The 25,725-nt window shown below is 49.2% G+C and carries 21 protein-coding genes; 12 read left to right on the top strand and 9 right to left on the bottom strand.

What is annotated here, in order from left to right; all coding sequences use genetic code 11:
- Nucleotides 1-133 precede the first annotated feature (133 nt).
- The 6 genes from DXZ20_RS20620 (at nt 134) to DXZ20_RS20595 (ending at nt 5,578) form a co-directional block, all read left to right on the top strand.
- Complete coding sequence (locus tag DXZ20_RS20620) at nt 134-775, top strand: cytochrome P460 family protein (RefSeq protein WP_163700260.1); 642 nt, start codon at nt 134-136, stop codon at nt 773-775.
- Nucleotides 776-843: 68 nt separating this feature from the next.
- On the top strand, nt 844-1,731 hold the full coding sequence (locus tag DXZ20_RS20615) for a DUF1349 domain-containing protein (protein WP_163700257.1): 888 nt from the start codon (nt 844-846) through the stop codon (nt 1,729-1,731).
- A gap of 27 nt (nt 1,732-1,758) precedes the next feature.
- A complete protein-coding gene (locus DXZ20_RS20610) occupies nt 1,759-3,090 on the top strand; it encodes a YncE family protein (RefSeq protein WP_163700255.1) in 1,332 nt (443 codons plus the stop codon).
- A gap of 73 nt (nt 3,091-3,163) precedes the next feature.
- Nucleotides 3,164-3,598 carry a GNAT family N-acetyltransferase gene (locus DXZ20_RS20605; RefSeq protein ID WP_163700251.1) on the top strand — a complete coding sequence of 145 codons (435 nt, stop codon included), beginning with the start codon at nt 3,164-3,166 and terminating at the stop codon, nt 3,596-3,598.
- Nucleotides 3,599-4,024: 426 nt separating this feature from the next.
- Entirely contained in the window at nt 4,025-4,912 is an 888-nt protein-coding gene (locus tag DXZ20_RS20600) for a nucleoside monophosphate kinase (RefSeq protein ID WP_163700249.1), read from the top strand.
- 156 nt (nt 4,913-5,068) lie between these two features.
- Nucleotides 5,069-5,578: a DUF1993 domain-containing protein gene (locus tag DXZ20_RS20595; protein ID WP_163668087.1), complete on the top strand. Its 510-nt coding sequence runs from the start codon at nt 5,069-5,071 to the stop codon at nt 5,576-5,578.
- 40 nt (nt 5,579-5,618) lie between these two features.
- Here the strand turns inward: DXZ20_RS20595 and DXZ20_RS20590 are convergent, their stop codons facing one another.
- Nucleotides 5,619-5,759, bottom strand: a complete 141-nt coding sequence (locus tag DXZ20_RS20590; protein ID WP_163668085.1) for a hypothetical protein — start codon at nt 5,757-5,759, stop codon at nt 5,619-5,621.
- Nucleotides 5,760-6,297: 538 nt separating this feature from the next.
- Between DXZ20_RS20590 and DXZ20_RS20585 the strand changes: the two genes are divergently transcribed.
- Entirely contained in the window at nt 6,298-6,639 is a 342-nt protein-coding gene (locus DXZ20_RS20585; RefSeq protein WP_163700246.1) for a hypothetical protein, read from the top strand.
- 121 nt (nt 6,640-6,760) lie between these two features.
- Here the strand turns inward: DXZ20_RS20585 and DXZ20_RS20580 are convergent, their stop codons facing one another.
- Nucleotides 6,761-9,316: a CHAT domain-containing protein gene (locus DXZ20_RS20580; RefSeq protein ID WP_163700243.1), complete on the bottom strand. Its 2,556-nt coding sequence runs from the start codon at nt 9,314-9,316 to the stop codon at nt 6,761-6,763.
- Between the two features lie 352 nt (nt 9,317-9,668).
- Between DXZ20_RS20580 and DXZ20_RS20575 the strand changes: the two genes are divergently transcribed.
- A complete protein-coding gene (locus DXZ20_RS20575; RefSeq protein ID WP_250565856.1) occupies nt 9,669-10,910 on the top strand; it encodes an SGNH/GDSL hydrolase family protein in 1,242 nt (413 codons plus the stop codon).
- Nucleotides 10,911-10,983: 73 nt separating this feature from the next.
- Here DXZ20_RS20575 and DXZ20_RS20570 read toward each other — a convergent pair whose 3' ends face one another.
- Together DXZ20_RS20570 and DXZ20_RS20565 are read right to left on the bottom strand one after the other, a co-directional pair.
- A complete protein-coding gene (locus DXZ20_RS20570) occupies nt 10,984-11,847 on the bottom strand; it encodes a M23 family metallopeptidase (protein WP_431732105.1) in 864 nt (287 codons plus the stop codon).
- 249 nt (nt 11,848-12,096) lie between these two features.
- Nucleotides 12,097-12,300: a hypothetical protein gene (locus tag DXZ20_RS20565; RefSeq protein ID WP_163668076.1), complete on the bottom strand. Its 204-nt coding sequence runs from the start codon at nt 12,298-12,300 to the stop codon at nt 12,097-12,099.
- A gap of 278 nt (nt 12,301-12,578) precedes the next feature.
- Between DXZ20_RS20565 and DXZ20_RS20560 the strand changes: the two genes are divergently transcribed.
- Entirely contained in the window at nt 12,579-13,766 is a 1,188-nt protein-coding gene (locus DXZ20_RS20560; protein WP_163700237.1) for a n-acyl-d-glucosamine 2-epimerase, read from the top strand.
- Here DXZ20_RS20560 and DXZ20_RS20555 read toward each other — a convergent pair.
- Nucleotides 13,763-13,969, bottom strand: coding sequence for a hypothetical protein (locus DXZ20_RS20555; protein ID WP_163700234.1), 207 nt, complete (start codon nt 13,967-13,969; stop codon nt 13,763-13,765). The genes DXZ20_RS20560 and DXZ20_RS20555 overlap by 4 nt on opposite strands.
- A 1,452-nt stretch (nt 13,970-15,421) precedes the next feature.
- On the opposite strand from DXZ20_RS20555, the gene DXZ20_RS20550 reads away from it, so the two are divergent.
- Nucleotides 15,422-16,408, top strand: a complete 987-nt coding sequence (locus DXZ20_RS20550; protein WP_006514862.1) for an RNA polymerase sigma factor, RpoD/SigA family — start codon at nt 15,422-15,424, stop codon at nt 16,406-16,408.
- A gap of 180 nt (nt 16,409-16,588) precedes the next feature.
- On the opposite strand, the gene fmt is transcribed toward DXZ20_RS20550, so the two are convergent.
- From fmt to DXZ20_RS20530, 4 genes are all read right to left on the bottom strand, one after another.
- On the bottom strand, nt 16,589-17,578 hold the full coding sequence (gene fmt / locus DXZ20_RS20545) for a methionyl-tRNA formyltransferase (RefSeq protein ID WP_163700231.1): 990 nt from the start codon (nt 17,576-17,578) through the stop codon (nt 16,589-16,591).
- Between the two features lie 195 nt (nt 17,579-17,773).
- On the bottom strand, nt 17,774-18,790 hold the full coding sequence (locus DXZ20_RS20540) for an OmpA family protein (protein ID WP_163700228.1): 1,017 nt from the start codon (nt 18,788-18,790) through the stop codon (nt 17,774-17,776).
- 137 nt (nt 18,791-18,927) lie between these two features.
- On the bottom strand, nt 18,928-20,469 hold the full coding sequence (locus DXZ20_RS20535) for a DUF4335 domain-containing protein (protein ID WP_163700225.1): 1,542 nt from the start codon (nt 20,467-20,469) through the stop codon (nt 18,928-18,930).
- Entirely contained in the window at nt 20,466-21,074 is a 609-nt protein-coding gene (locus tag DXZ20_RS20530) for a DUF3038 domain-containing protein (RefSeq protein WP_163664873.1), read from the bottom strand. The genes DXZ20_RS20535 and DXZ20_RS20530 overlap by 4 nt, the downstream gene beginning before the upstream one ends.
- A gap of 386 nt (nt 21,075-21,460) precedes the next feature.
- On the opposite strand from DXZ20_RS20530, the gene DXZ20_RS20525 reads away from it, so the two are divergent.
- Together DXZ20_RS20525 and DXZ20_RS20520 are read left to right on the top strand one after the other, a co-directional pair.
- On the top strand, nt 21,461-22,963 hold the full coding sequence (locus DXZ20_RS20525) for a DNA recombination protein RmuC (protein WP_163700223.1): 1,503 nt from the start codon (nt 21,461-21,463) through the stop codon (nt 22,961-22,963).
- A gap of 99 nt (nt 22,964-23,062) precedes the next feature.
- The coding region (locus DXZ20_RS20520; protein WP_163703565.1) for an MFS transporter at nt 23,063-25,725 on the top strand (2,663 nt) is incomplete at its 3' end.

Raw genomic sequence — 25,725 nt, 5'->3', positions numbered from 1 at the left:
TAATAACTTTATGTTATTAATGCTGTCCTAAAAAGCATTGGACAGTATTATTCTCGCCTGTTTATGTTGGGATACATAGGCTGTTTCTACAAAATTTATGTGAGTCCTGTCTGGACGTTACGAGAGGTGACACATGATGGCACGTCCAAGATGGATTTCAGGATTAGTTCTCTTTTTGATGACGGTGGGGGTTGCGATCTCAATTACCCACCTATCTCCCTCTGGAATATCATCAGAGTCTAGTGTTAACCACAGTCTTGCGTCTGATCGGGTAACACCAGAGGTTGTCTACGCACCAGATTCAACAGACGCTGCTTCAGTACGGTTTCCAGCTGATTATCAACAGCAGTTTGTTCAGTATGCGATCGTGGACTGTCCCAATAGCAACATTATCCGACAGATGTACGTAAATCGTCCATCTCTTGAGGCCCTTGAAACCAGTGAAACAGTCTCCAGTGGCACAGTGATTGTGATGGAAACTCACTCAGCACGTCAGGGAAGTAATGGCCATCTGACACCGACTCAACTAAACAATGTGTTTATTCGAAAAAAGCGTAGTGGGTGGCAGGTCAATGCTGACAGTGGCGAGTGGCAATCGGCCTGGTACAGCCCATCTGGAAGATTAGTTTCCAGTAGTCAAGGGTCTTGTATTGGTTGCCATACGATGGTGCGCGATCGTGACTATTTATTTACGTTACCGGCATTGCTCACAGCGGCAAAAACACAACAGGTGCAGCACCAGATAACAGAGTTTGGCACTTCTGTTTGTCGATAAAAATCATTTAACGATACCAAAGGAAGTCTATGAGACGTCTCATTTCCCTAGTTTTAGGAGGAATTATAATGACGGGTTTAAAAACTACGGGGGCCGTTATAGATAGCCCAGCGGCTGAGCCTGTAGCAGCTGAGGCTGCTGAGCCTCAAGTAGATGATGACTTGCGATCGCTATCGACTCGCTTTGACAGTCCACAGGCACTTCAAGGCTGGCAAGAATTCCAAGTTGAGGGCTGGGTGCCTAAGTGGGAGCCTCCTAGCATCGAAAATGGCAGCTTAGTGCTGCGACCCAGATCCTCTGGCTGGTTTGAAGATAATACAGCAGGGCATCTTTATCGTCAGGTTACCGGAGACTTTATCATTACCACTCGTATCAGGGTAAAAGGCACTCAAAGTACTATGCCTCAGCGATCGTTCTCGTTAGCGGGGCTATTCATTCGAACACCGCGAGCTATCACACCAGCAAACTGGGAACCCAATCAAGAAAACTGGCTATTCTTTAGTGCTGGCACAGCCTTCCCAGCAGGTGAACCGCAGTTTGAAATAAAATCGACCTACAACAGTCTTTCGACTTTAAAGATTTCTGACGCACCAGAGGGCTGGATTCGATTACGAGTTGGGCGTTCTGGTGAACTCTTTACATTGTTGTATCAGGCCGAAAACTCTACAGAATGGCAAGTTCTTGACCAGTTTATTCGCCCCGACTTGCCTGAAACGCTCAACGTCGGCCTAACAGCCTATGCAGACTGGGATTCACTAGCTCCCGATTATCCCAACTACCAGCAATACAATGAGCAGGGCTCAGCTACTCAAAATGCGGACCTGGTGGCCTATGTCGAGTCGATTGATTTTCGTCGACCCAGCACACCGCGCTTCCCGCTCGCAACACTTGATCCAAGGGTTTCTTTTAATCCTCAACTTTCGGAGACGAGGCTAAGAGAACTGATGAGTAATTAGTCCTGATGGCACTTTTGATTCTTAATAATGTCTAATTTAAAGCGAGTTGCTACCGTTTTGATAGGGCTTGCCACTGCTGTGATGTTTGCCTATATCCAGCTCGTCAATGCCCAAATACCCCCAAATTTTCAGGGCCGATACATTGCAGCGATATCTGATGGAGATATGCGGGCCTATGCTTACATTGACGGGCAGCTTGGCGATCCACGCGGTCCTGATCAGCTTTCATTGGTAACATTACCATTGCCTGCTACACCCGCCCTAACTAGCTCAATTGAAGTCTCCAATTCTGTTATTAACCCTGTTTACAGTTTGGTGGCTTCTCAAGATAGCAATACTATCTTTGTTGCTGAAACCAAAGAGCAACGCGAACCAGAAGATCAGCTAATCAGCGATCTGGATCTGGGTACAACGTTACGGGCAGTTGATGTATCTGATCGGGCAAACCCGAGAGTCATTGCGTCAGTGGAGGTAGGTATTGATCCTCAAGGTGTTTCCCTAGATGCTAGCGGCACAACATTAGCCTTGGCAACTAAGGACCCAGATGCACCGCTGACGTTTGTCACCTTTACCAATGGTCGCTTTGGTGAACCGGTCCAACTGCCGATGCGGAGCTTCTCGCCAGTGGCAGAACTGCCAGACGGTGGGATGCTACCCCACCATGTAGAGTGGCACCCTACAGCAGATGTTATTGCTGTCAATGCTAATTTTCGTGGCCAGGTTCAGTTTTCTCGGGTTGTTCGTGATGCCAATGGCAATGTCAGCGATGTGGTGCCCTGGGGTAACCGTGTTGTCACCTCTAAATGGCCAATGTCTGGAAAGTTTTCTCCCGATGGTCGTTTTTATGTGACCAATGATTTGCAGTGGGGGCCAGATGTGAGGGGATTTTATGTCAATGCACCACCATCACAGCTGACAGTCATTGAATTAGCACCGTTGGATCAGATTGATGCAGCCCAACATTTTGTTGTGGCCGGAGTTTCTCTGCCAAGACATGCTGAAAGCATTGCCTTCTCAAACGACGGCACGCTGATTGCGACGAGTAATATCGGCCAGACATGGCTTTCTCCAGATGAGCCAGGGTATAGCCAGTCCTCACTTTCCTTAATCCAGTTCGATCCGATCACAGGTCAAATGGCCAAGACTGGTGACTGGACCTTTGACGGTATTCTTCCAGAAGGCATTGCATTTGATGCGTCTGATCAATATATTGTTGCAGGGGTGTTTGAATACGAGACACCAGAACCACGACGCGGAGCCCTGGAGTTTTGGCGGGTGGTTGATGGGACAAATTTGGAACAAACAGATTACAGGATTGATACTGGACCTGGCGCTCACTCACTGATTGTGGTTAACTGATAGGCATACGCTGGGTTGCAAGAAGTATTCTTATCGGCCTTAGAACCCGCGCTGCGCTATCTGACAAATCGGTATGAACCTTCAACCTATCGAAGATTTTCATCTTGAGAAATGTGCTGCTTTATTTGCTGCAGTCTTCAACAGCCCACCTTGGAACGAAACGTGGAGTCAGGAAATAGCTCTGGGTAGATTGCAGGACTGTTATAGTATGCCAGGGTCTTATGGAATTGTTGCGATCAAAAAGGACAGAATTCTAGGGTTTGCCATCGGCCACACTGAAACATGGTACGAAGGCAAACATTTTTTTCTAAAAGAAATGTGTATCCAATCCACTCAGCAACGAAGTGGAATTGGCACAAAGATAATCGATATGCTTTACCAACAGCTGATAAACCAGGGTGTAAGCATAATTTATTTATTGACCATGAGAGATAGCCCAGCAGCAGCCTTCTATGAAAAGTGTGGATTCTCACATCACTCTAAAATGATTATGATGACCAAAAAATGAAAGTCTTCAAACTTCAGCTACATGTCCCAAACTAACCAGATAAACTCTTCGTTATTGTTGAGTTTTTAAGGCATTAAATATCCCCACAATTAACAGCACAGCTCCAAGGGCAAGGAGAATTGCTGTTGTTGGGATTACAAGTCGCAGCATTCTATAGTTTTTTGAATAAACGTTAAATAAACATCCAGATATTCAAAAGATTTGCTACCAATTCCTGGCTGTTTGAGCCACTGACATCTGTAGCCTTAACTTGCTTCGCCCTGATCTTTGAACTCCAGCAGCCATCGGCGAAATCTAAAAGAATATGCAGCAAAATGAGGACAAACTGGGTGCGTAAAACATACTGGTGAGCTGTAAGCGCAGTCTATGGAAACATCTCCATGCCTCCATAGACTGCCAACGTTACGGTTTGCTAAGGTCTATTCCATGAAATTCAAGCAGCTTATTCTTTTAGGACCTCCTGGTGTAGGGGTTAAGGAACAGGCAAACACACTGTCCAATCGCTGGCATATTCCCCATGTGTCCATGGGGCAGCTCATCCATGGGGCTATTGCTAAACAGTCGGCCATCGGTCTGGAGATACAGTCTTACGTTGAAGTGGGTGAGCTAGTCCCCGATGCTTTAGCAATAAAGTTGCTGCGAAAGCGGTTTGAGCAGCCGGATGTGATGCTACAGGGGTGGGTGTTGGATGGGTTTCCCCGCACCCTGGTTCAGGCCCAAGGGCTGAATGAATGGTTGTTAAAGGTAGGTCAACCTGTAGCAAAGGTGGCCTACTTAAAGACCATGACGGGGCTATTGATTAACCGATTATCTTCTACAGAGAATCATGAGCCGATCCCAGCTATCCGTCACCGGTTAGCCCATCATCAACAAGAGACTGCGCCCGTACTGGAGTATTATCGGCAGCAAGAGCAATTAACAACTGTTAATGCTAGCCTCTCGTTTGCAGAAATAACCCAGGCATTGGCTGAGCTATTTGCAGAAGAAGCAGGGGCAGCCCGCTTTATTCAGGATGAATCAGAACTGAATTCTCTTCTGGAACAAGAACCTCTGCTGGTGGTGGATTGCATGGCGTCCTGGTGTGGCTCTTGCAAACTGATAACGCCCCTAATTGATCAGCTGGCCAAGACCTATAAAGACCGTGTCAATGTGATGAAAATAGATTTTGATGTCAATAAGCAGGTACCCAAACGGTTTGGGCTCAAAGGCATGCCAGCGGTTATGTTTTTTAAGAGTGGTGAACTGGTGGAGACACTGACAGGCGTAAAACCTTACCAGGCCTATAATGCGGCGCTAAGTCGCTGTTTGGAATAAGATGGCTAGGGGCCAATGAGATGGCTAGGGGCCAATGAGATGGCTAGGGCCAATGAAATGGCTAGGGGCCAATGAAATGGCTAAAGCCACAGATTCATTCATTAAGTATGGTGTCAGGGAAACAGGCAAATTAACTGAACCTTAGGAGGGTTTGTTATGACAATTTCCATGTATCAAGCCTCGGTGCCGTTATTAATCCGCGCCCTTAAGAACATGGTTGTCATTCTCAAAAAGGGTGAAGACTACGCAGAGGCCAAAAATATCGATCCGACGGCTTTGCTCAATAGCCGCTTATACCCCGATATGTTTCCCTTTGTTCGACAGGTTCAGGTTGTCTCAGATCTGGCCAGACGAGGTGTGGCCAGGCTTGCAGGTGTTGAGGTGATTGCCATGGAAGACACAGAGACCACGTTCCCTGAACTGATCGAGCGTATGCATCAGTCCGTGGCTTACATAGAAACCTTTACCCCTGAACAAATTAACAACACAGAAGAGACAATCCTCACGTTGCCCATTGGTGAAGGTCAAACTATGGATTTCAGAGGATGGGAGTTTCTGTCATTTTTTGTTTTGCCCAATGTTTATTTTCATGTGACAACGGCTTACGATATTCTTCGACACAATGGCGTCGAGATTGGTAAACGAGACTATTTGGGCCGACCATAATCAGCCTCACGCCAGCCAGTATAATTTTTAAATTAGTACCCTACTCAGCCTCAACCACCTTTACTTCATAGCGCTTATACGCATTAGCCAACTCTTCAATCACATGAATCGGGCGCACCTCACGTGGCAACAAGGCGGCATCGCCAAAGTTCATATCCCGCTCAGGCAGGTCCAATTCCACCTCAATCTCAGGCTGATCCAGGGGGGCAGGCTAGCCCCCCTGGATCAGTTCTTCAATGGCATCGTCAAAGCAATCGTAGTCGATATAGTTTTTGCCCCGTGATAGGCGATCTTGGGCCTGTTTCCGTTATGAAAGGTTTATAGTCATCGTCACCAAAGTCTGCCAACGAACTCCAATGTTCGGCTGTAAAACATTTCGTGAAACAGCTGCATTCTTTACAGGATTTTCATTTGGCACAGATAGTTACCCCTTAGTGGTGAAGGCTACAACACTTTTCATCATTTCGTCACAACAACTTTACGATTGCCCCAGACGTATGCATGGCAAGGCATAGATAATGACAGTGACATCACAATCACGCCCCCTGGCTTTGGCCCCATAGCGCTCAAATGGATTGAAGGACAATGGAAGACACTTCATCAGATATCATGAATAAGCTATTGGCAACAAACGCTTAATTTAAAAAGGGCCGAGAATATATCACTCGCGCGCTGTGCTTAATGACTTGATATTTACCTGCGCACTATGGTCAAGACCCATGGAACGATTACTTGAGCGTGTCAATAGAGATCTTCAGCTGGACATTTCTTCCCTAATTCGTACCGTTGAGGAACCAGGGCAAACCCTGGTTCAGCTAATTGCTGAGATCTCTGTAGATATCGAACAGCTTCGACAGTTTATTGACCATCGTATTGCACAACAGCCTTTTGCAGAATCAGCAGCAAATGCAAAAGATATGCCTAGGGATGCAGAATACAAACTTAAAAAACATACTCATCAAGTCACTAAACTCAGGTCTTCTCTGCTGAAGTTAGAGGCTAAGGTGGCTGAAGCTAAATGGGTTTTAGCTAGGCTTGGAGAAAGTTCTGAGGCTGAATAATCTTTTGGGCTAATTTATAGCCGCTCTCGGTTGGAATAACTATAGTCTGTCGGTGTAAGTGAGTAGGCAATAGGGAGTGGGGTGAATGCAATGTGAGGCTCTACAAAACTCAGAACTAGTCTTAGAGCCCAATCAAAAAGAATGCGGCCCAGTCGCGAGGATCGGGATGATCTGCCAATGTATGCAACATGGCCTGTCGCAGGGCAACGGCCTTATCTGGTTCAATTTGTAGCTGCTGATAAAACTCAGTCATGAGCATTGCCGTTGCCTCATCGGGTACGGCCCACAGGGAAGCCACCAGGTTATTGGCACCCGCTGCTAAAAATGAGCGGGAAAGTCCCACAACACCGTCACCCGTAATCCGCCCTCGTCCTGTATTACAGGCACTGAGCACCACCAGGTCGGCCTTGAGATCAAGCTGCATTACTTCTTGGGCAGTTAGCAACCCATCGTCAGGCTGGTCACGGTCACCTTTTTCACGGGTGGGGGTCAATGCGATCGCACTACTCAACCCATGGCGTTCATCCAGTAAACCATGGGTGGCTAAATGGATAATATCGGCATCGGCCAGCCGTTCACGCACGGCGGTTTCTGTCGCCGCAGTCCCCAATAAGGGAACAGTATTGAGAATGGGTGCGATCGCAACGGCCTCTGCCTCTGCCCCCGGTAAATCCGTCAGGGGCATGGGTGGCCCCCCCACCCTAAAGGGCACCGACGGCATTTCAGGATTGCCCACGATCACCGCTGATGCCGCTTGAGCACGGTCAATTCCCACCACCAGGGCCTCACCGGATTGTTGCACCAGGCGTTGTTGTAGAAAATGCAGCGTCTGTAGCGACGGTGTTGTGCCTAACGTATGATTCTCAATCAGATACTGCCCCTGGGCATTTTGCAAAGCCGGAAAAGGCACCAAAAATAGCTCCCGATGGGGAACAATGATGACCTTTTCCGCTGGGGCCTCGGGTAAATACTGAGCGATTGGAGCAATCAGCAGATCGTAAAGTTGTTTCAAGTCTGCCTGGGCCATATCTTGGCTGGCTTGGGCGGTCTGCACCTCACCACCCCACGAATTAAACCCACGCACCCCGAGACTATCCTGGCTAGCGGTCAACTTATCCCTCAGGGCATGGGGCTGCTGAGTCAGATTCACCTGTTCAAAGGCAATCTCTCCATCGGGGTTAACCACCCAAATAAATAGGGCTCGATCGTTAAACTGGCTGCGTCCAGGGGACGGTTGGCGAATAATGGAATACTGCACCAGTGTGGTCCCCTGCTTTTTAGCCAGTGCCTTAATGTGAGCAATCGTTAGGTCTGCCACAGGCACAGGTGTGGCCGTCTCCAGGGTTTGGGCAGCCAGTAATTCCACAAAGGCCCGCGCCCGTCCTCGCTCTGCCACCACCAGGGCAGCCTCCATATCCCCCTGCTCAATCAGCACCTGCTGTAGCTGATCGTACCGATAAGATTGGGTCTCAAACAGCGAAACCTTATTACTATCCTGTAGACCAGGCTCTAACGCTTCAAACTTATCCAGTACCCCATACAGCGTTTCTTTAGCCTGAGATAGATTGCCTTTGGCCCGATAAATCTCAGCCAGGCCACTGAGGGCATTGATCTGCCCCACTTCATCATGGTGATGTCTGGCCCAGGCATAGGCGTCATTAAAGTACTCAAGGGCTGTTTCCCGATCCTGCCTGACGTAGAGCTGCCCTAAATGATCTAGGGTACGACTATATTCTGGCCCAACATACTTGTCTCGATAGCCCAGGGCTTCAGTAAACGTTTCCAGTGCCTTGTTAAACGCCCCCTGCTCGGCATAGAGCTCTCCCAAGCTGTTGAGAATATTGGCTAGCTCGTGCCACTGCCCCTGGGAAATGGCGATGTCCTTTGCCTCTAAATACGTGGCCCGCGCCTTGTCATAGGTTTGCTGCTGCCGATAAACATGCCCTAAACCATTGAGATACCGAGGTATGCCCTCCCAATACCCTACGGATCTGGCTTCCCCCAGGGCGGTTTGATAAGCAGACTCTGCCTGGCCGTAGTCCCCAAGCATGTAATAGAGGCTGCCCACTTCCCCCAGGGCTCGAGTGCGATCCACCCGGTCTGAGCTTCGGGACAGGGTAGCGTGTAGCGTATCCAGCGCCCGACCGTATTGCCCCGTGTGCCGATAGACCTCTCCTAGGGCTAAATTAAGCCGATTTTGTTCTGAAAAATCTTGCAGGAACCCCCGCTGCACCTGACGCAGCTGCTGCCAACTACGGGTAATATTTCCCTGTTCTAGCCAGATCAACGCCTGCATTAAAAAACCTCGATGGCGTTGAGCAACGGCTGTAGAGGCGGGTATGGTTAGCTGATTTGCTTGATTCAGGGTCTGCTGGGCCCGGTTGAAATCACCCAAACGATAGTGGGCAAAACTCAGGTCCACCAGGCTATTGTGCTCGCCGATCGGGTCTCCTGCACTGCGGTATAACTCACTGGCCATGGTCAACGGACGCAGCGCGGCTCGACTGCTGCCCATCCGTAGAAAGTTTTTTGCTTGTTGATACTGGATCTGGGCAGCCTCAACAGATTTGGCCCTGACAGGCCCATTCACTTGGGCAGTTCTAGCCTCTCCTGCCTGACCCACACCCAGTAACAGACTGATGCCTAACAGCCAGCTAACCGTTCGAAAACCTGCCATAAATGCCTAAATCTGTGACAACCAACCATAAAATCTATGCCACCTGAAAGATTGATAAAAGCATCAATCTTTCCGTGTCTACAATCCCACACTGGTACTTTAAGGACGGTTATCCACTTAATCGCCCGTGGGGCACATTGCTTACTCTGACGAATACAGTATGAAATTTGATTCATCCAGTCCATGGGTCAAGGCCAGCAAAATTTTTCAGGGTTTCGCCACAGCGAAGTGTCCAACCTTAACCCAACGTTTACAAAAGCTGTTGCTATCCTTTGAGAAATAGTCACAATCAGAGACCACCGCCGTCACACTGTGGTTATATATACCGCTGGTGGGTTAGCAAATTGACAGCATGAAAGTTCTAGATAAACGACACCGGATCATGGCCTTGCTATTTGGCTTGGCAATTTTGGTGTCGCTGGGATTTTGGTTCAGCCGTGGCGATGTGAATGGTCCCAATCCTGCTTTTGCGGCAAGGAGTAATTTTTGGGCCGACCGACGCGTGGCGGCAGCCCTGGAGTCTGGGTTTGAGCAAGCTGATAAGGCAGCGGAGTTAGGCCAAACCGCCAGTAACGCTGACCAATGGGATCAGGTCGTTAAAGCATGGACAGATGCGATCGCAACCTTGCAAACCATTCCGGCCCAAAGCCCGGAGCGCTTCTTTGCCCAGCGTAAGCAGCAGGAGTACTTACAAAATCTGGCCTTTGCCCAACGGCAGGCCAACCAACTCAGCTGGCCCAATGTGTTTCCCAGCTTAGGCAGCCCCGTCTTAGATGAACAATTGCGGCTCTACCTGAGCTATTTAGCCACGTTTGGCCCACCGGACATCCTGGTGATTGGTAGCTCCCGCACCATCCAGGGGATAAACCCACAGATCCTCCAAACAGATTTAGAAACACAGGGATATCCCGTGCGGGTGTTTAACTTCAGCATTAACGGCGCTACGGCCCAGGTGATGAACTTTGTCCTCCAGCGACTGCTCACCTCAGATCAACTGCCCAGACTGGTGATTTGGGGGGATGGTTCGCGGGCATTTAACAGCCGTCGTGTTGATGCCACCTTTGCCAACATTCTCAAGTCACCGGGATACCGGGCCGTGCTGGCAGGGGAAAAGCCAGGGTTTAGCAATCGAGCCTCTATCCCCAGACCGCCTAGCAGTATTAATGCCTATGGCTTTTTGCCAGTTGCCGATGTATTTGACCCGGCTGCGTTCTATCAAACCTATCCGCGCATTAGCGGACGCTACGATGGGTTTTATAACCCGTTTGGTTTGACAGGGTTACAGCTGGGGTCGTTGCGATCTCTAGTGGGCTATCTCAAAAGCCGCAATATTGAATTGGTCTATGTTCATCTTCCCCTCAGCGGCGACTACCTAGATGACTTTCGTCTCCCCCTTGATCAACGCTTTCAACGGTTTTTACAAACCCAAAGCCAGCGTCAGGGGTTTGCCGTCATTGATCTGCTTCTGCAATGGCGTCAACAAAATGCCTTCTTTGCTGACCCCAGTCACTTAAACCAGGCAGGCGCAGCCAGCATCGCGCAACAGTTAGCGCGCGACCCATTAGTGCTAGAAAAATTGAATGCCTTAGAATAAAGAAGAAAAGAGCAACTATAAAATCTCAATAACAACAACCAAACTCTCTTCCTAAAGGTAGGTCAGCTGCCCACTACTCAAAGCCGTTATAGCGCCAGGGTACTGGATCAACCGCCACCTGATTCATATATAGCCCCCAGTGTAAATGGGGGCCAGTGGACGCACCGGTGGAACCAATGGCCCCCACTTGCTGACCTGCACTTACGAAATCTCCTTCATTCACATCAATGCGACTGAGGTGAATCATGATACTCAACAGCCCCTGACCGTGATCAATGCCAACGGTATTACCATGGAGCTCAAATCCATCACTCACACGACCCACTAAGCGGATATACCCAGCCGCAGGAGCTACTACCGGTGTTCCAGTTCCCGCAGCATAATCCACACCACGATGGTAGTAGTTTTCGGCAAACTCACCATTGTAATAACGTCGTACGCCATATTCTGAACTCACCCTGCCCTGACTCGGACGCAACAATGTGCCCCGCCAATGGCGCTCAGGACTCACCAGTTGCTTAAAGGCATCCACTCTATCAAATTCATGGTCCGTGCCCAGGCTACCGCTACCCCGCAGTGTGATCCGCTGGGTCCGGAAGCTACGGTTGCGTAAACCGACGGCCAGATTGCGGGTTTCTTCATCACCACTGACCTGGATCACGATACGCCCCGGCGTATCCAGAGGACTGGTGGGAACAAACGCGCGAAAACGATTATCGGATAGGGGAAAACTGGGATATTCTTTACCATTGGCAATAACTGTGGGAGGAGAGCTAGCACCGTTTCTAGCTTTCACCATGACAGAAATGGCATCGCCCAGCTGAGGATCGTTGGGCGTAATAATAACATCATAGGCATGGGCCGCTTTGCCCATCAATCCCCATGACATCAACCCACCGGTTACCAATAGCCCTGCTAATACCTCTCGCCGCTGCATCACCATACTCTGCTAATTCCTTATGTTCTGTCTGGTTTAATCTGACCTTTGATTTGGTGAGAACCTGGCCGATATCTCACCCAACTAGGTATTAATCACCAATATCCCCTGACGATTGATTTACCACTAATGACATGTCGTCGACACCATGCTCTCAGTGGCCAGGTTTACAGAATAATACAGAGATTTTTTATCTGTTCGTGAATATATGCCATTTAAAGTAGCCCGGTGGGAGCAGTTGGACTAAGACTACCGTGGATGTTTGCGACTGGGTATAAATACCTTGGCACAACACCCCATTATTAGGCTTGTCATAATCGCTGTCCCTAAGCAAGCCATCTGGGTGTCGATCACATCAAATGCAATACTTTCCATGGCTGCATTGGTCACCACGTCCTGGTATTCCACAATCTCTTGATATTTCAGTTCGATCAAGTCCTCGGAGAGCAACATAGACATTCATCCAGTCATCAGCAGTTTTACTAAGTAGATCCCTATTGGATGCTTTCCATAGACTGCCCGAGGAGATCGGCAACTCACCAAGTTGCACTAATGTGTCAAATTAGCGCGCCGAACCAGCGGGTCAAACCAGTGCGTCAAACCATAGGTAGTCCTGTGCAGTGGCCTGTAGCTTGGTGTAGTTTGTTCCTAAAAAACTTCAACTTTCTCTCCAATTACATCCAGACAAAGAGTGAGATAGTGTTCCCTATCTAGTTATCAACATTTGACTGATGCTGATCGAACGTCTATCCCACAAGGACTTTAGCGCCCTTGCCCAACTCTACAAATCCACACTGCTAGAGACAGTCTTGCCATTTTGGCAAAACCACTCATTAGATCGTGAGTGCGGCGGCTACTTTACTTGTCTAGACGTACAGGGAAATGTTTACGACACCGATAAGTTTATCTGGCTGCAAAACCGCCAAGTCTGGACCTTTTCCATGGTGTACAACCGCCTAGAACAACGTTCAGACTGGTTAGAGATGGCCCGCCACGGTGTTAACTTTTTGACCCAGCACGGTCGTGATCTTGAGGGTAACTGGTACTTTTCCCTAGATCGCCAAGGCCGTCCCTTAATACAGCCCTACAATATTTTTTCCGATTGCTTTGCCGCCATGGCCTTCAGTCAATACGCCCAGGCCTGTGGAGATAGCGAAGCTAAGGAAATTGCCCTACAGGCCTATAACAATGTTTTGCGTCGTCAAGATAATCCTAAAGGCCAGTACAACAAAGCTTACCCAGGCACACGCCCCATGAAGTCCTTGGCCATACCCATGATTTTGGCCAACCTCACCCTAGAAATGGACTGGTTGCTAACAACAGAATGCCTAGATGTAGTATTAAACCAAACCATTCACGCCGTTATGGAAGAGTTCCTAGATCCTGAGAGCGGCTTGATATATGAACACATTGCTCCAGATGGCACTCCCATCGACTGTTTTGAAGGTCGATTACTCAACCCTGGCCATGGCATCGAAGCCATGTGGTTCATGATGGACATTGGCCAGCGACGCCAGGACAACACCTTAATTAATCGCGCCATCGACACCACCCTAACAATTCTTGAACGGGGTTGGGACAATGAGTATGGCGGTATTTTCTACTTCTTAGACCGCATGGGCCATCCCCCTCAGCAACTAGAATGGAGCCAAAAACTGTGGTGGGTTCATTTAGAAACCTTAGTGGCCCTGCTATTGGGCTATCGACTCACCCAGAGAGATGACTGCTGGCAGTGGTATCGCACCGTTCATAACTATGCATGGTCCCGGTTTAATGACCCAGACCACGGTGAATGGTTTGGCTATCTAAACCGCCAGGGCGATGTACTACTCCCCCTAAAAGGAGGAAAGTGGAAAGGCTGTTTCCATGTACCGAGGGCTCTATACCTGGGCTGGGAACACACCCAAGCAATGCTCTAACGCTTCGTTTTATTCTTCATCCGAGACGGGAGCGGACCTAAAAGCTCGTTAGCACAATTAATCCACTGTTCCGTCTGTTGGCGTAGCTGCTCCTCATCCACACCCTCAAACGGAAAATCCCTAGACAACTGTCGCCAAAATTCCGGATCCTGATTATGACTGGTGTGATCATATGAATTGTTGACAGGTTTGTTCGAAGCCATAAAATTCCTTGATCAGCTGAATAAGTCATGGGTACTCAACCAATCTCAAGGTGCCCAATGATACATAGCTTTTTAGGGTACTGAGGAAAATCAAGTGATATCGACGACAAACCGATTGCGGAAACCACGTGGTTTTGACCAGGAATGTCCTTATTTAACAACACTCTGGCACCCTGGGTACGTAAATATAGCTACCAATACACATTACTTATGCACAAGGAACTTAGACGGGGGCTGCCCAAGAACATCGGAGCAGAAAACCAGCAATGGTGATGCCGCCCCCTATGCGCGCCCCCACGACATTATGAGTCGCATTTTTGGAACAGAAAAATCACCAAAAGTCTTCCAAAGCTTTGACTGACAAGGATAATAAAACATATAGACATGAGATAACCGCTGTATCAGGTTATTTCTAACGCCAGGCAACCCATGGGCCTTAACCAGCATCCAACATCAGAAACCTCTATCTCTTAGAGAATGATTAGCAATAACTTTAAGTACTGTGACACTCTTAGGGATAGTCATAGGTGTCACAGTACTTATTATTGCTGCTTAAAAGTGGAGCTATAATGTCGCCAACCGTGTTCTCCTTGCGTTACCTGGACTGCATTATTACGTCTTATTCTCAGTAATATCCCAATAATGGGGAAATTATGAGCGTTACCTACGTCCATATCAATAGTCCTCTACTTATTTTTACGCCTCCTTCAGTACAAATGAACTAAATCATGGTATCATCCACCGATATCTATTAACCCTGGCAAGGTCTTAATTCTGTTTATAAAAAAGGGATTTATTTATTTCATTCATAGACCTCATTCATCCCACATATGGTGGATGTTAATTGCTAGGTTTAGTCTCGAAACAAGACAAAAGTTGTTCTAATGACTACAAAATTGTTTCTAGTTCGCCTCTAAACTTCATAGTCGCTTAAGTTCTCAAACAGACAGGTATAAGAATTTGTGGATACGTGCATAAATAATCCATAATCAGCCCATTCGGTTCGGTTATCGCCCAAGGAAAACCTCACCCAAACGCCTGAAAGCTTGAGGCATACTAGCACTACGGAGATTGTCGTTTACCCGCTCTTCTCTCAGCCAACTCTAATCTGAGACTTCTTAGATTTCTCATCTATTTACCTTAAAGTAACGAAATAGAGATGTGTTTATGAGAGTTGTTTAATCAAGTGTAATCATTTGTGTTACTTAGGGTAAAATTAAACTCATAATGAATCCGTTTTAAGTTCGTTTTTCAGAAATATAGGTACATGTTCAGCCTTGACCTAGGCGTTTGAAGCGGATTGTTAGAGCGATTCCATTAATTGCAATCCGATTTGTTGTGTTCTGCGTATTACCAGTAAAGTTCAACCTTTCGAATTCAACTCGTGGTTAAGGGTTCATAAATACCCTATACCTGGCACACTTTTCCAGCAGTGGAGGTCCATTACAAGCTATGTCGAAGCTGAAAGCCCCAAAACGAACTTCACCAGTTGCCTACAGTACTGATACCGTACGCACTTATCTTCAAGAGATTGGTCGCGTACCTCTACTCACTCATGAAGAAGAAATTGTGTTGGGTAAGCAGGTACAGTGCTTGATGGCTCTGCAGGAGACTAAAGATAAGTTAGACGAAGAACTCGGTCATGATGCGAATCGAGTCGAATGGTCGCAGGCTGCCGGTATTTCCGAGACAGAACTCGTCCATCAGCTACGGCACGGTGAACGGGCAAAGCGCAAAATGATCGAAGCTAACCTGCGCCTTGTAGTAGCAGTGGCTAAAAAGTATCAAAAGCGTAATTTAGAATTCCTAGATTTAATCCAGGAAGGTACTTTAGGTCTGGAGCGCGGTGTCGAAAAGTTTGACCCCATGAAAGGGTATAAGTTTTCCACCTATGCTTACTGGTGGATTCGTCAGGCAATTACCCGTGCGATCGCACAGCAGTCACGCACCATTCGTCTACCCATTCACATCACCGAAAAGCTCAATAAAATTAAGCGTGAGCAGCGCGTCCTTGCCCAGAAGTTAGGCCGTAGTCCATCGGTTGGTGAAATTGGTCAGGAGCTTGACCTCACCCCTGAACAAGTACGGGAATACCTAACCATGTCCCGTCAGCCCATATCTCTGGATGTCCGCATCGGCGACAACCAGGATACAGAGCTACAGGAGCTACTGGAGGACGACACCGTATCACCTGAGGATTACACGGTTCAGCAGTCCTTGCGTCAAGATATTCGCAATATGCTGACGGAACTCACTCCTCAGCAGAAGGAAGTGATCAATCTACGCTTTGGCCTGATCGACGGCACCCAGCTCTCCCTAGCTAAGGTAGGACAGCGGATGGGTATCAGCCGCGAGCGGGTTCGCCAGCTAGAACAACAGGCCCTTAAGCATCTACGTCGTCGTAAGGCAACGTTCCAAGGTTATTTGGCAGCTGGCTAAGGCCAATGTTCAAGTAACCTTGGCGGACTTTCCCAAGGTTAGACTAGCTTTTTCCTGGACATCTACAAACAAGCTCCTGGCCTCAGCCAGGAGTTTTTTTTGTCCCAAAATTGATACGCAATCCTGACCGATAACGCCCGGTATCGAAGGGCAACCATCGACGACCAGCAGCCCCTATGCCTAACCTAAGTTCTCTCCTAAAGCTAAACGACTGCCATTGGCAAAGGCCCACCCAGACTGAGATTTTTTACCCGCTGGCTGAACCTGACGGAGCAATAAATATCCATCACCTGTGCCAATGACAGGGCCATGATTTTTCCAAACAGCCATAACTTTGCCAGGCTCGGCAGGCTTTAGAGCCCCATAGGCATCTTTTAAAGTCCGATAGTCCTCAGGCAGTTGAGACCAGACGCCATCAAACAGAGGAATCGTCTCACTAATTTTAAGCGGCGGCTGTTGTAGCTGAGTGACACAGTTGGGATAGAAGCCCCGGATTTGGTTATGGATATCCAGAGCCGGACGCTGCCAGTCAATGACATAATCAGCTTTCTTAATCAGCGGCGCATAGGTGGCCTGCTCCTCAATTTGAGGAATGGGACGAATGGCTTGGCCATCTAGCTTATGAAGTGTGCTCAACAGCAGCTCAGCTGTGAGTTTAGACAAGGTATCAGCAATTGCCCAGGCGTTATCCAAGAGCCCAATGGGAATCTTTTCCTCTAGCAACATGGGGCCTGTATCCATACCGGCATCCATCAACATGGTGGTTACACCGGTCTCCGCCTCACCGTGGTATAAACTCCACTGAATGGGAGCAGCCCCACGGTAGGTGGGTAAAATCGAGCCATGACCATTGATTGACCCCAGTCGCGGCATATCCAAAATTTCTTGGGAAAGGATTTGGCCATAGGCAACTACCACAAAGGCATCAGCCTGACAGTGGCTGAGGAAGTCTAGAGCCTCAGCATCTTTTTTGATTTTTTGGGGTTGCCACACAGGAATCCCGGCTTCGGTAGCCACTGTTTTCACAGGGGAAGGGGTCACTTTACTGCCGCGCCCCCGCCGCTTATCTGGCTGAGTAACGACGGCAATAATATCAAAATCAGGGTCTTTAAGCAGACGAATAAGGCCAGGTACCGCAAATTGTGGAGTACCAAAGTAGACAACTTTCATTACAGGAATGGACACTGAATAAGTGAGTTGATTATCAGCATGCCCCTAACGGCGATCAATAGCAATTTCAATACGGCAAGATATCCCGGATGTCGCTAACGGCGATCAATAGCAATTTCAATACGGCAAGATATCTCGGATGTCGCTAACGGCGATCAATAGCAATTTCAATACGGCAAGATATCCCGGATGTCGCTAACGGCGATCAATAGCAATTTCAATACGGCGATTGCGCTGACGAAATTGAGGGTTGCTATTGTCAGTAATGGGCTGGCTTTGGCCATAGCCGATGGTAACCCAACGGTTTTCGTCTGGTAAGTTGCCAGCCAGATAGGCCCTGAGGGCGTTTGCCTGTTGAAATGCCAAGCTCATGCTTTGGGATGGCACCATCCGGTCATCGGTGTGGCTACCAATTAAAATCGTAGCCTTCGGATATTGGCGAAGATCTCCAAAAATGCTGTTGAGGAGTTCTGGAGCAGTAGCCAACAAACGTGCTTCTCCAGGGGCAAACAGTGCATCACTCGGTAGGGTGATCTTCAGTTCGGTGGTTTCTAATAGGGGATGATGCACCTGTGGGGTATTTTCTTCTGGTTGCGGCTCATCGGCAACGGCGGTTGTGGAAACAGGTTGCACACCTGGCTCATCAGCCTGGTCAGGGATAAGGCGTCGCTCTAAATTTGCCAGCCTACTCTCAACATCTGCAGTGGACTGCGCTCGACCTAGTTTGCTTTCCAAGTCATACAAACGCTTACGAATGGTTTCAAATTCTTGCTGAAGAGCGGCGAATTCTTCCTCAGCGATCTGACGTTCTCGATTATTCAAAGCTGGTGGTGGTGTCGTTAAAGGCTCAATCGGCTGAGTGGGTATGGGTATCGGTTCAATACGAGTTTCTAGAGGAGGCGCAGGTCGCCAACGGCTAGGCAAGCGATAGATTTCTGTGAATACTCGATTGGTTCGCCGCAGCACCACTTCCTGCAGAGGCATCCGTTTGGTGGGGGCTGAGACTACTCTAGATGCACCAATTCCCAACAACCAGGCAACCGGGACACCGGCTAGCAATAGTCCTAATGCCAGTAAGCCATGTCCTGCCCGGTTTATCCAACGACGACGACAAGAGGGCGACGGCGGCACAGCCTCCATGGTAGGAGCCGTGGGTGAGGGGTCAGGGCTTGGATAGAGTGAAGGAAGTTCAGGGTATTGCTCATTAGACACAGCAATGCTCCTTGAGTCGTGATTAGTGCCGAGGATCCGGTAAAGACCAGGATCAAGGCTGTTCTAAGCTGTGAGCTTAACCCAAAATACTCATGGAGAAGCGTAAAGCCCCACAAAATTTAGAACTAAGAACTTAGTTAATTCTCAGGCCAACCATCCCAGGGATTAACTTCCACGATATTGTCGTCACTAATTACGACTAAAAAATCCAGCTGCGGCTGCTCGTCACTAGAGTCTTTGATCAGACTCGGTAGATTGAAATCATCTACATACCGCTCGGCAACTGCACTAGTGGCTTCATAACCCGTCACATTACCTTCCTGGTCGAGACGAATCCGATAGCGCACTTCTGGTCCGGTTCGATCTGGGGCACGGTTTTGGATAATGGTACGTCGCAGCCCTTGATTGAGAGCATCAATACGATCTACGTCTTGAATGGGTGTAGTTATTGCCGCAAGGGTATCAGCCGCCGTTTCAGCACTCCGCCCTGTCACAGTCTCACTGTTTGGCACGGATGATTGCTCGGATGTTTCATTGTCAGACTCTTCTGGCAGATCCTCGTCTTCTACCGACTCCGACTCGACCACCTCAAGATTCACCGCATCAGGGGTCACCGCCTCGGATTCAACTGTGCTTAGCTGGTCAGACACCACTGCAACGGTGCCATCTGGTGCGAAGGCAACCTCAAACTGAGCCACTGATGCTACAGATGTTTCATCCACTGGAATGTAGGTCAGTTCAGGTAGGGGAGTACTATCCAAGTTTTCCAGGGAAGCGCTATCCACTGGGTTATAGCCAACAATATCGCCGTTGGCAGCAACGGAGATCTGATAGCGCAGTGGTTGATCAAAGGTTGTATCACTGGATAAACCGTCGGTAATTTGCCCTTGCACCTGCTGTTGTAGAGCTGTTAGCTGTTCAGTATCAGTAATAAGAGGGGGTTGAGACGATGTTTCTGCATCTTCGCTGATCTCACCATCCTCAGCCCCCTCTTCCGGCACCTCGGATGTCGGTGCCGTTCCGTCTGCATCGGTATCAATGGCGATTTCATTCTCTATTTGCTCTTCCAATGCAGCAGAATTCTGCTGCAGGCCTTCTGGTTCAGTCAGTTCTGGCACCGGCAAGAAGAACAGCCCCAGAGCAGCCACAGCCAATGTGCCTAAGCCGAGAACTGGCGGGACAGCTCGTTTCGCTAGCGGTTCCTCAGGCCTGACATACTTACGAGGCAGAGGCGCAAGGGGCACTGTCACATCGGGTAAGGTTTGAGTATCCGCGTAAAACTGATCGATAGCCTCAGCCATATCAAACAGCTGTACCGTTGAAAGCTTAATGTTTTTGGGAGCCTTCCCATCTGTCTCATCACCGGATGAGTCGTTGAGGCACTCAGGCTGGACGATGAGACGATGGTATTGGCCTTCATCCGCTTCAACCGTCACCAGAGATGTCTGGGATCCCATGTGCTCGGGATGGTCGAGACCACTCAGCAAACGTTGACAGTAGGCGCTAACCGCACTGTTGAGCGCCTTAAAAAACTCCGTCCCCCCCGATAGAGATTGTTCAATTCCTACGATCTTAAACTCAGCATTGGCCAGTATTGAGAGCACATTGGAGGCATCTGCACTGAGGCCTTCTAATATTAGACTGCAGTTTGGCAGCACATACTGTCGTTTAATGGTCATGATATCTCCCCATCAAAGAGGCTGGCCCAGAGTCGTTCTTCACCGCGAGTGCCTGTACAGATCAGGAGCTGAGTTAGTAGCGAGAGTGCCAGCTGATCGAGTTTTTCATCTTTGCTGTAGGTAATCACCATCGCCCGTTTGGGATTCATACGAGCCCGGAAATGGGAGCGAAATCGCTTTAAGTATTTAGCTAAGCGAAAATGGTGATCGAGAGAAAGCTGGTGATCTTGGAGTTGTTGGTAGCCCAAAAACAACTGGCGAATCAGCACCGTTAATTTACGACATAGATAGCAGACCACTAACACCAGAGCCTTAGCTTCTTCTAGAGTGAGGGGCTGACGCTGATTAAATTTTCGCAGCGGATTGGTACTACGCAACCGCCAAAGATGAACGCGACTCCTAAGTACATCTTGCAGCCCCAGATCTTTGATGGCTGCCAACATCACTTGAGATGCATTAAGTTCAAGGGCCTCAACGGCAAGCATGATAAAGTCTAGCTGCGTTTTTGCCCGACGGGGGCATTCATCGCTTTGGATTCCGTAGTTTGGCAGCTTGTCCAATATCGGAGATCTGAGAAGTTTCTCTGGTGGGCTTTTAACGGTCATTCCCTATAAGGCTCTTGATGAATTTAGTCGCTGCGGTGAATGTAAATGGATGTGTACGCGTAGTCCAAAAAGACCAGCTCCTATCAAAACATAAACCACATCCATGTTGAAACCCTGAGTTTTCCACTAGAAAAACTTAAGTTCTCACAGTTAATATGGCTCAGCTGAACTAGACCAATGGCCCTGTCTATAGATTAGCCATGGGTTGCGAATACCACATTTATCATCAACCCTTATTCATATCTTTTATGAAAGTACCCGGTGACTACGGCAGAATCAACGCAACTCACTTAAACACCTGCGCATTATGGCGGGTTGAGTAGCGATTTTACGATTGAGAATTAGGATGATACTCTATGGTGCAATAGTAAATCTGTACTTAGCCTATGCAGTGGCCGGTAATTTTTCTGGCAGGGGCAGGGTTGGGCTGTCTAATGAGTTGGCTTATTTGGCAGTCTCGATATCAAGCCGTGAGGGAACGTGCCAAGCATGATCTGGTGGCAGAACGCGCCACCATGATTGAGCAGTTACACGCTAAAGATGAACAGCTCAGCGCTCTGCAACAACAAATCCACAGTTTGCAGACCAGACTTGAACAAGAACGGCAAACGCTGACCCAGGAGGCTGCACAGCGAGCGGTGGCTGAAAGTAAAGCTGCTCAGACCGTAGCTTTGCAAACAGAAAATCAACGGTTGCAGGCAGAGAAGAGCCAGCTCATAGTGCGACTGGCCCAGAGCCAAACCCAGTTACAAACGCAACAGCAGACCACCGACGAAAAGCTAGCATTGTTAAACCAAGCCCGAGAGCAAATGGTGGAGGCATTTAAGGTCCTTTCAGCTGAAGCTTTACGGACTAACAACGAGACGTTTTTGAACCTGGCCCAAACAAAACTAGGGCAGTTTCATACTCAGTCGAGCAGTGAGTTACTGCAACGACAGCAAGCCATTGATGGCCTGGTGCAGCCGTTGCAATCGTCTTTGAGCAAAGTAGAAACCTACTTACAGGATTTAGAACGTAATCGGCTATCGGCCTATAGTCAGCTGAGCGAGCAAATTACTCAGCTGGCCACAGGACAGTTGCAGCTCCAAACGGAAACTGCCAATTTAACCAAGGCGCTGAGGGCTCCCAATGTGCGGGGTCGCTGGGGAGAAATTCAGCTGAAGCGGGTGGTAGAGATTGCGGGGATGGTGGAGCACTGTGATTTTGCCCAGCAGGTCACGACCGGTAACGGTGCACTACGCCCTGATATGGTGGTGCAGCTACCCCAGCAGCGCCGCATTGTTGTGGATGCCAAGGCTCCTCTGGCAGCTTACTTGGAAGCTTTGGATATGACCGATGAAGCCCTACGGCTGAATAAACTCAAGGAGCATGCCCAGCAGGTGCGTCGACATATTCAGCAACTGGGTCAAAAAGCCTACTGGGATCAGTTTCAACCCAGCCCTGAATTTGTGGTGTTGTTTTTACCTGGGGAAATCTTCTTCAGTGCTGCGCTGGAACAAGACCCTAGTCTAATCGAAGCCGGTATTGCCCAGCGGGTGATTTTAGCCACCCCCACCACACTGATTGCTTTGCTTAAGGCCGTGGCCTATGGCTGGCAGCAGGATGCCGTTACAGAAAATGCTCAGCAGATTAGTACCCTGGGTCGAGAACTGTATGACCGGATGCGGGTATTTACCGGACATCTGCAAAAAATGCGGCGGGGGTTGGATTCTACCGTCGACACCTTTAATAAAGCAGTGGGATCTTTAGAAAATCGGGTGCTGGTGAGTGCGCGTAAATTTAAAGCCCTAGGAGCAGCAGCCGGTGATGACTTGGACACCATTGAACCCATCGATCGGTTACCCCGTTCTGTACAGCCTTTAGCATTAGAGGATATGGGGGAAGATTAGACCCATTCATAGCCATACACCAATACGAGATAACTAAATTCTTCATTTTTTTGTCATGGACGTTTAATAGTATGGAAAAGCTATGAACTGATGTCGTTGATGCTAACCGCGTTTAAATCTTTACAGGATAGCCGGCTGACCCAGCTGTTACTGCTTGCAGTGACGGTGTTGGTGCAGAGTGTGATGGCGATCGCGGTGGCTAATTCCATTTTTGTTAGCCAGCTGGGAGCTGAGCGATTGCCGATCGCATTTATTTTGATTGGCCTCTGCTCCATGCCTGCCTATATCTGCATCAGCCAGGTGGTGCAACGGGTTCGCAGCACTGAGCTGTTTTGTGGGGCACTGGTGGTATTGCTGATGCTGGTGGTCGCTCTGCGGCTGGCTTTGCCCCTGGACATGGCTCCTGTTTACTATGGATTACTGATTGTCAGTTTTTTTCAGTGGGATATTTGTAACAATATCCTTTACCCCAGTTTGCTGACTGACTACTTTAATACCCTGGAGTACAAGCAGTATGCTCCCTATATTGGTATTAGCCAGGCGGTGGGTGCCTTAGTCGGCGGTAGTTTGGTGGGTGGGTTATCGCGGTGGTTGAGCACCCAGAATTTACTGCTGTGTTTGCCAGTGGTGATTGCGATCGCACTGCTGCAACTCACCTATCTCGACCGTACCCAGCGCCCCCTCAGCAAACAGCCCAGTGAAACCGTTGGTGTCATCGAATCGCTCCAGTCATTTCCCGAACTGGCCAAGCGCTATCCACTGGTTATTTTTCTGGCGGCCAGCAGCTTTTTGCTGGTGATCATTTACCTCAGTTCTGAATTTCTTTGGTTTAGCATCTACGGTCAGGAGTTTACACAACGGGCCCTGACTGGCTTTTTGGGCCTGATGCGAGTGGTGGTAAGCATTGTCCAAATGGTGGTGCTTTACGGTCTGACTCGGCCTCTACTGCGCTGGCTGGGGGTAGCTCGCATGAACGTGGTCTTTCCATTGACCACCCTGGCCGCATTTATGGGGCTGGGGGTCAACGGCCAGCTGCCAGCTGCCATTGGTTTACAGCTCAACAGCGATGCCCTCTATAAAGCGATTAATCTACCGGTCCATCAGCTTAACTACAACGCCATCCCCAAAGAATTTATGGGGCGGATTCGCACCTTGAGCGACGGGTTTATCTATGCCGTGGGGCTAACCTGTGCAGGCGCATTTTTATGGCTGGGTGAACATACCCTCAGTCTGGAGCAAATCACCTGGCTAGTCTGCAGTCTGGTCATGCTATTTTTGCTAGTGCGGCTGCCCATGGGACGCTTTTATGCCGCTGGGCTAGAGGATCTGATTCGCACAGATGCCATTGACCTCGATCAGCTGGCCAGCCGTCAGGCGGTATTACCCCTGAAGGCAACGATTCAGACCCTGCTACAGTCAGACGAGCGCTACGACCAGATTAAAGGTCTGGAATTAGCAACGCGGGTGGGAGAACCGGGGGAGTTTTTAGACGATGTGCTGACCCTGTTGCCAGGGGCAGATCGCCAGGTGCGATCGGCGGTGGTGTCGTTATTTAGCGAAGGAGTTTCAGAAGAAGGGGTAGGGCCAAACGCTGAGCTAGAGCCAGACGAGACAGGAGAAGCCGGACTCTGGTCTGTTTGGCAAGAGCAACTGACACCAGAGCAGCCGCTCGCCTGTCGGCTAACGGCGTTGGAAATTCTCATGGTGCAGCAACAGCCGATTGAGGATGAGATTTTGGATGAGCTGATTGCGCAGGCTGATCTAAGTTTGAGATCCCTAGCCATGGTGGCCAGACTGCAGGGGACCGCGCTCACGGATACGGCATTTTCAGAGATTGAACAGTATGGGCTGGATGAAGGGGTGGCAAAGGCGGTCATCCGTGTAGTGGCACGCAGTGCCGATGAAACACTGCTGGAATTCTTGACCACACGCCTTTTGCCCCACGGCAGTGCTGACACGAAACAGCTAGGCCTAGAAACCCTGGCTAAGTTGGGTGAAACCATGCCCGATGCGGCCCGCCTCAAGACCCTGGCCCTGGCTCAGCAGCATTTTTCCCACGAGCAACCTGGGGTGAGAATTGCGGCCCTCACCCTATGGCAACAAAGCCATGGGAATCTGGTGCCCCTGGCCACTGCCTTAGGCGACGTTCACCCTCGGGTACGGGAACAGGCGGCTACTTTGCTGGCGGCTAAGGGAGGTCTGACTGAGGCTAAGGAACAGCTGGGGTCTGATAATCGACAGACAGTGAATAGTGCGATCGCAGCTATCGGTAAAATTCGCACCCGCCAGGCCAGCGACATTTTGTATGCCCACCTGGCAGATGATTTTCAGCAGGTGGGTCACACCCGCCGTTGGCAAACCCAGATTCCCCAGGATGAGCCCAACTGGAAGCCCCTGGCCGTTGCCATTGAAGACTATCATCAGCGGCTGATTCAAAAGGTGCTCTATGTGCTGTCCAGCCTGGGCCATAGCCGCACTGTGAATACGGTGAACCAGATTTTTGCCACCACAGACAGTCGCGATCGCTCCAATGCAGTCGAGGTATTAGCATCCCTCAGCCACCGTCGGTTTATCTTGCCACTGTTACCATTACTAGAGCAAGATACCGACGGCGTGGGGACAGCCCAAGGGTCTCAACCCTCGCTTCACTGGCTACGGAATAAAGGTTATAAGATTCTGTTAGAAGCAATTGAATCTAAAGATCGCTGGTTGCGAGCCGGAGCGTTAATCGCTTTGGCCAAAATTCCTCGGGCATCGTTAAA

It is taken from the genome of Adonisia turfae CCMR0081, from assembly GCF_011009555.1.
GTDB lineage: Bacteria > Cyanobacteriota > Cyanobacteriia > Phormidesmidales > Phormidesmidaceae > Leptothoe > Leptothoe turfae.
This window is presented reverse-complemented; position numbering and strand designations above follow the sequence as displayed.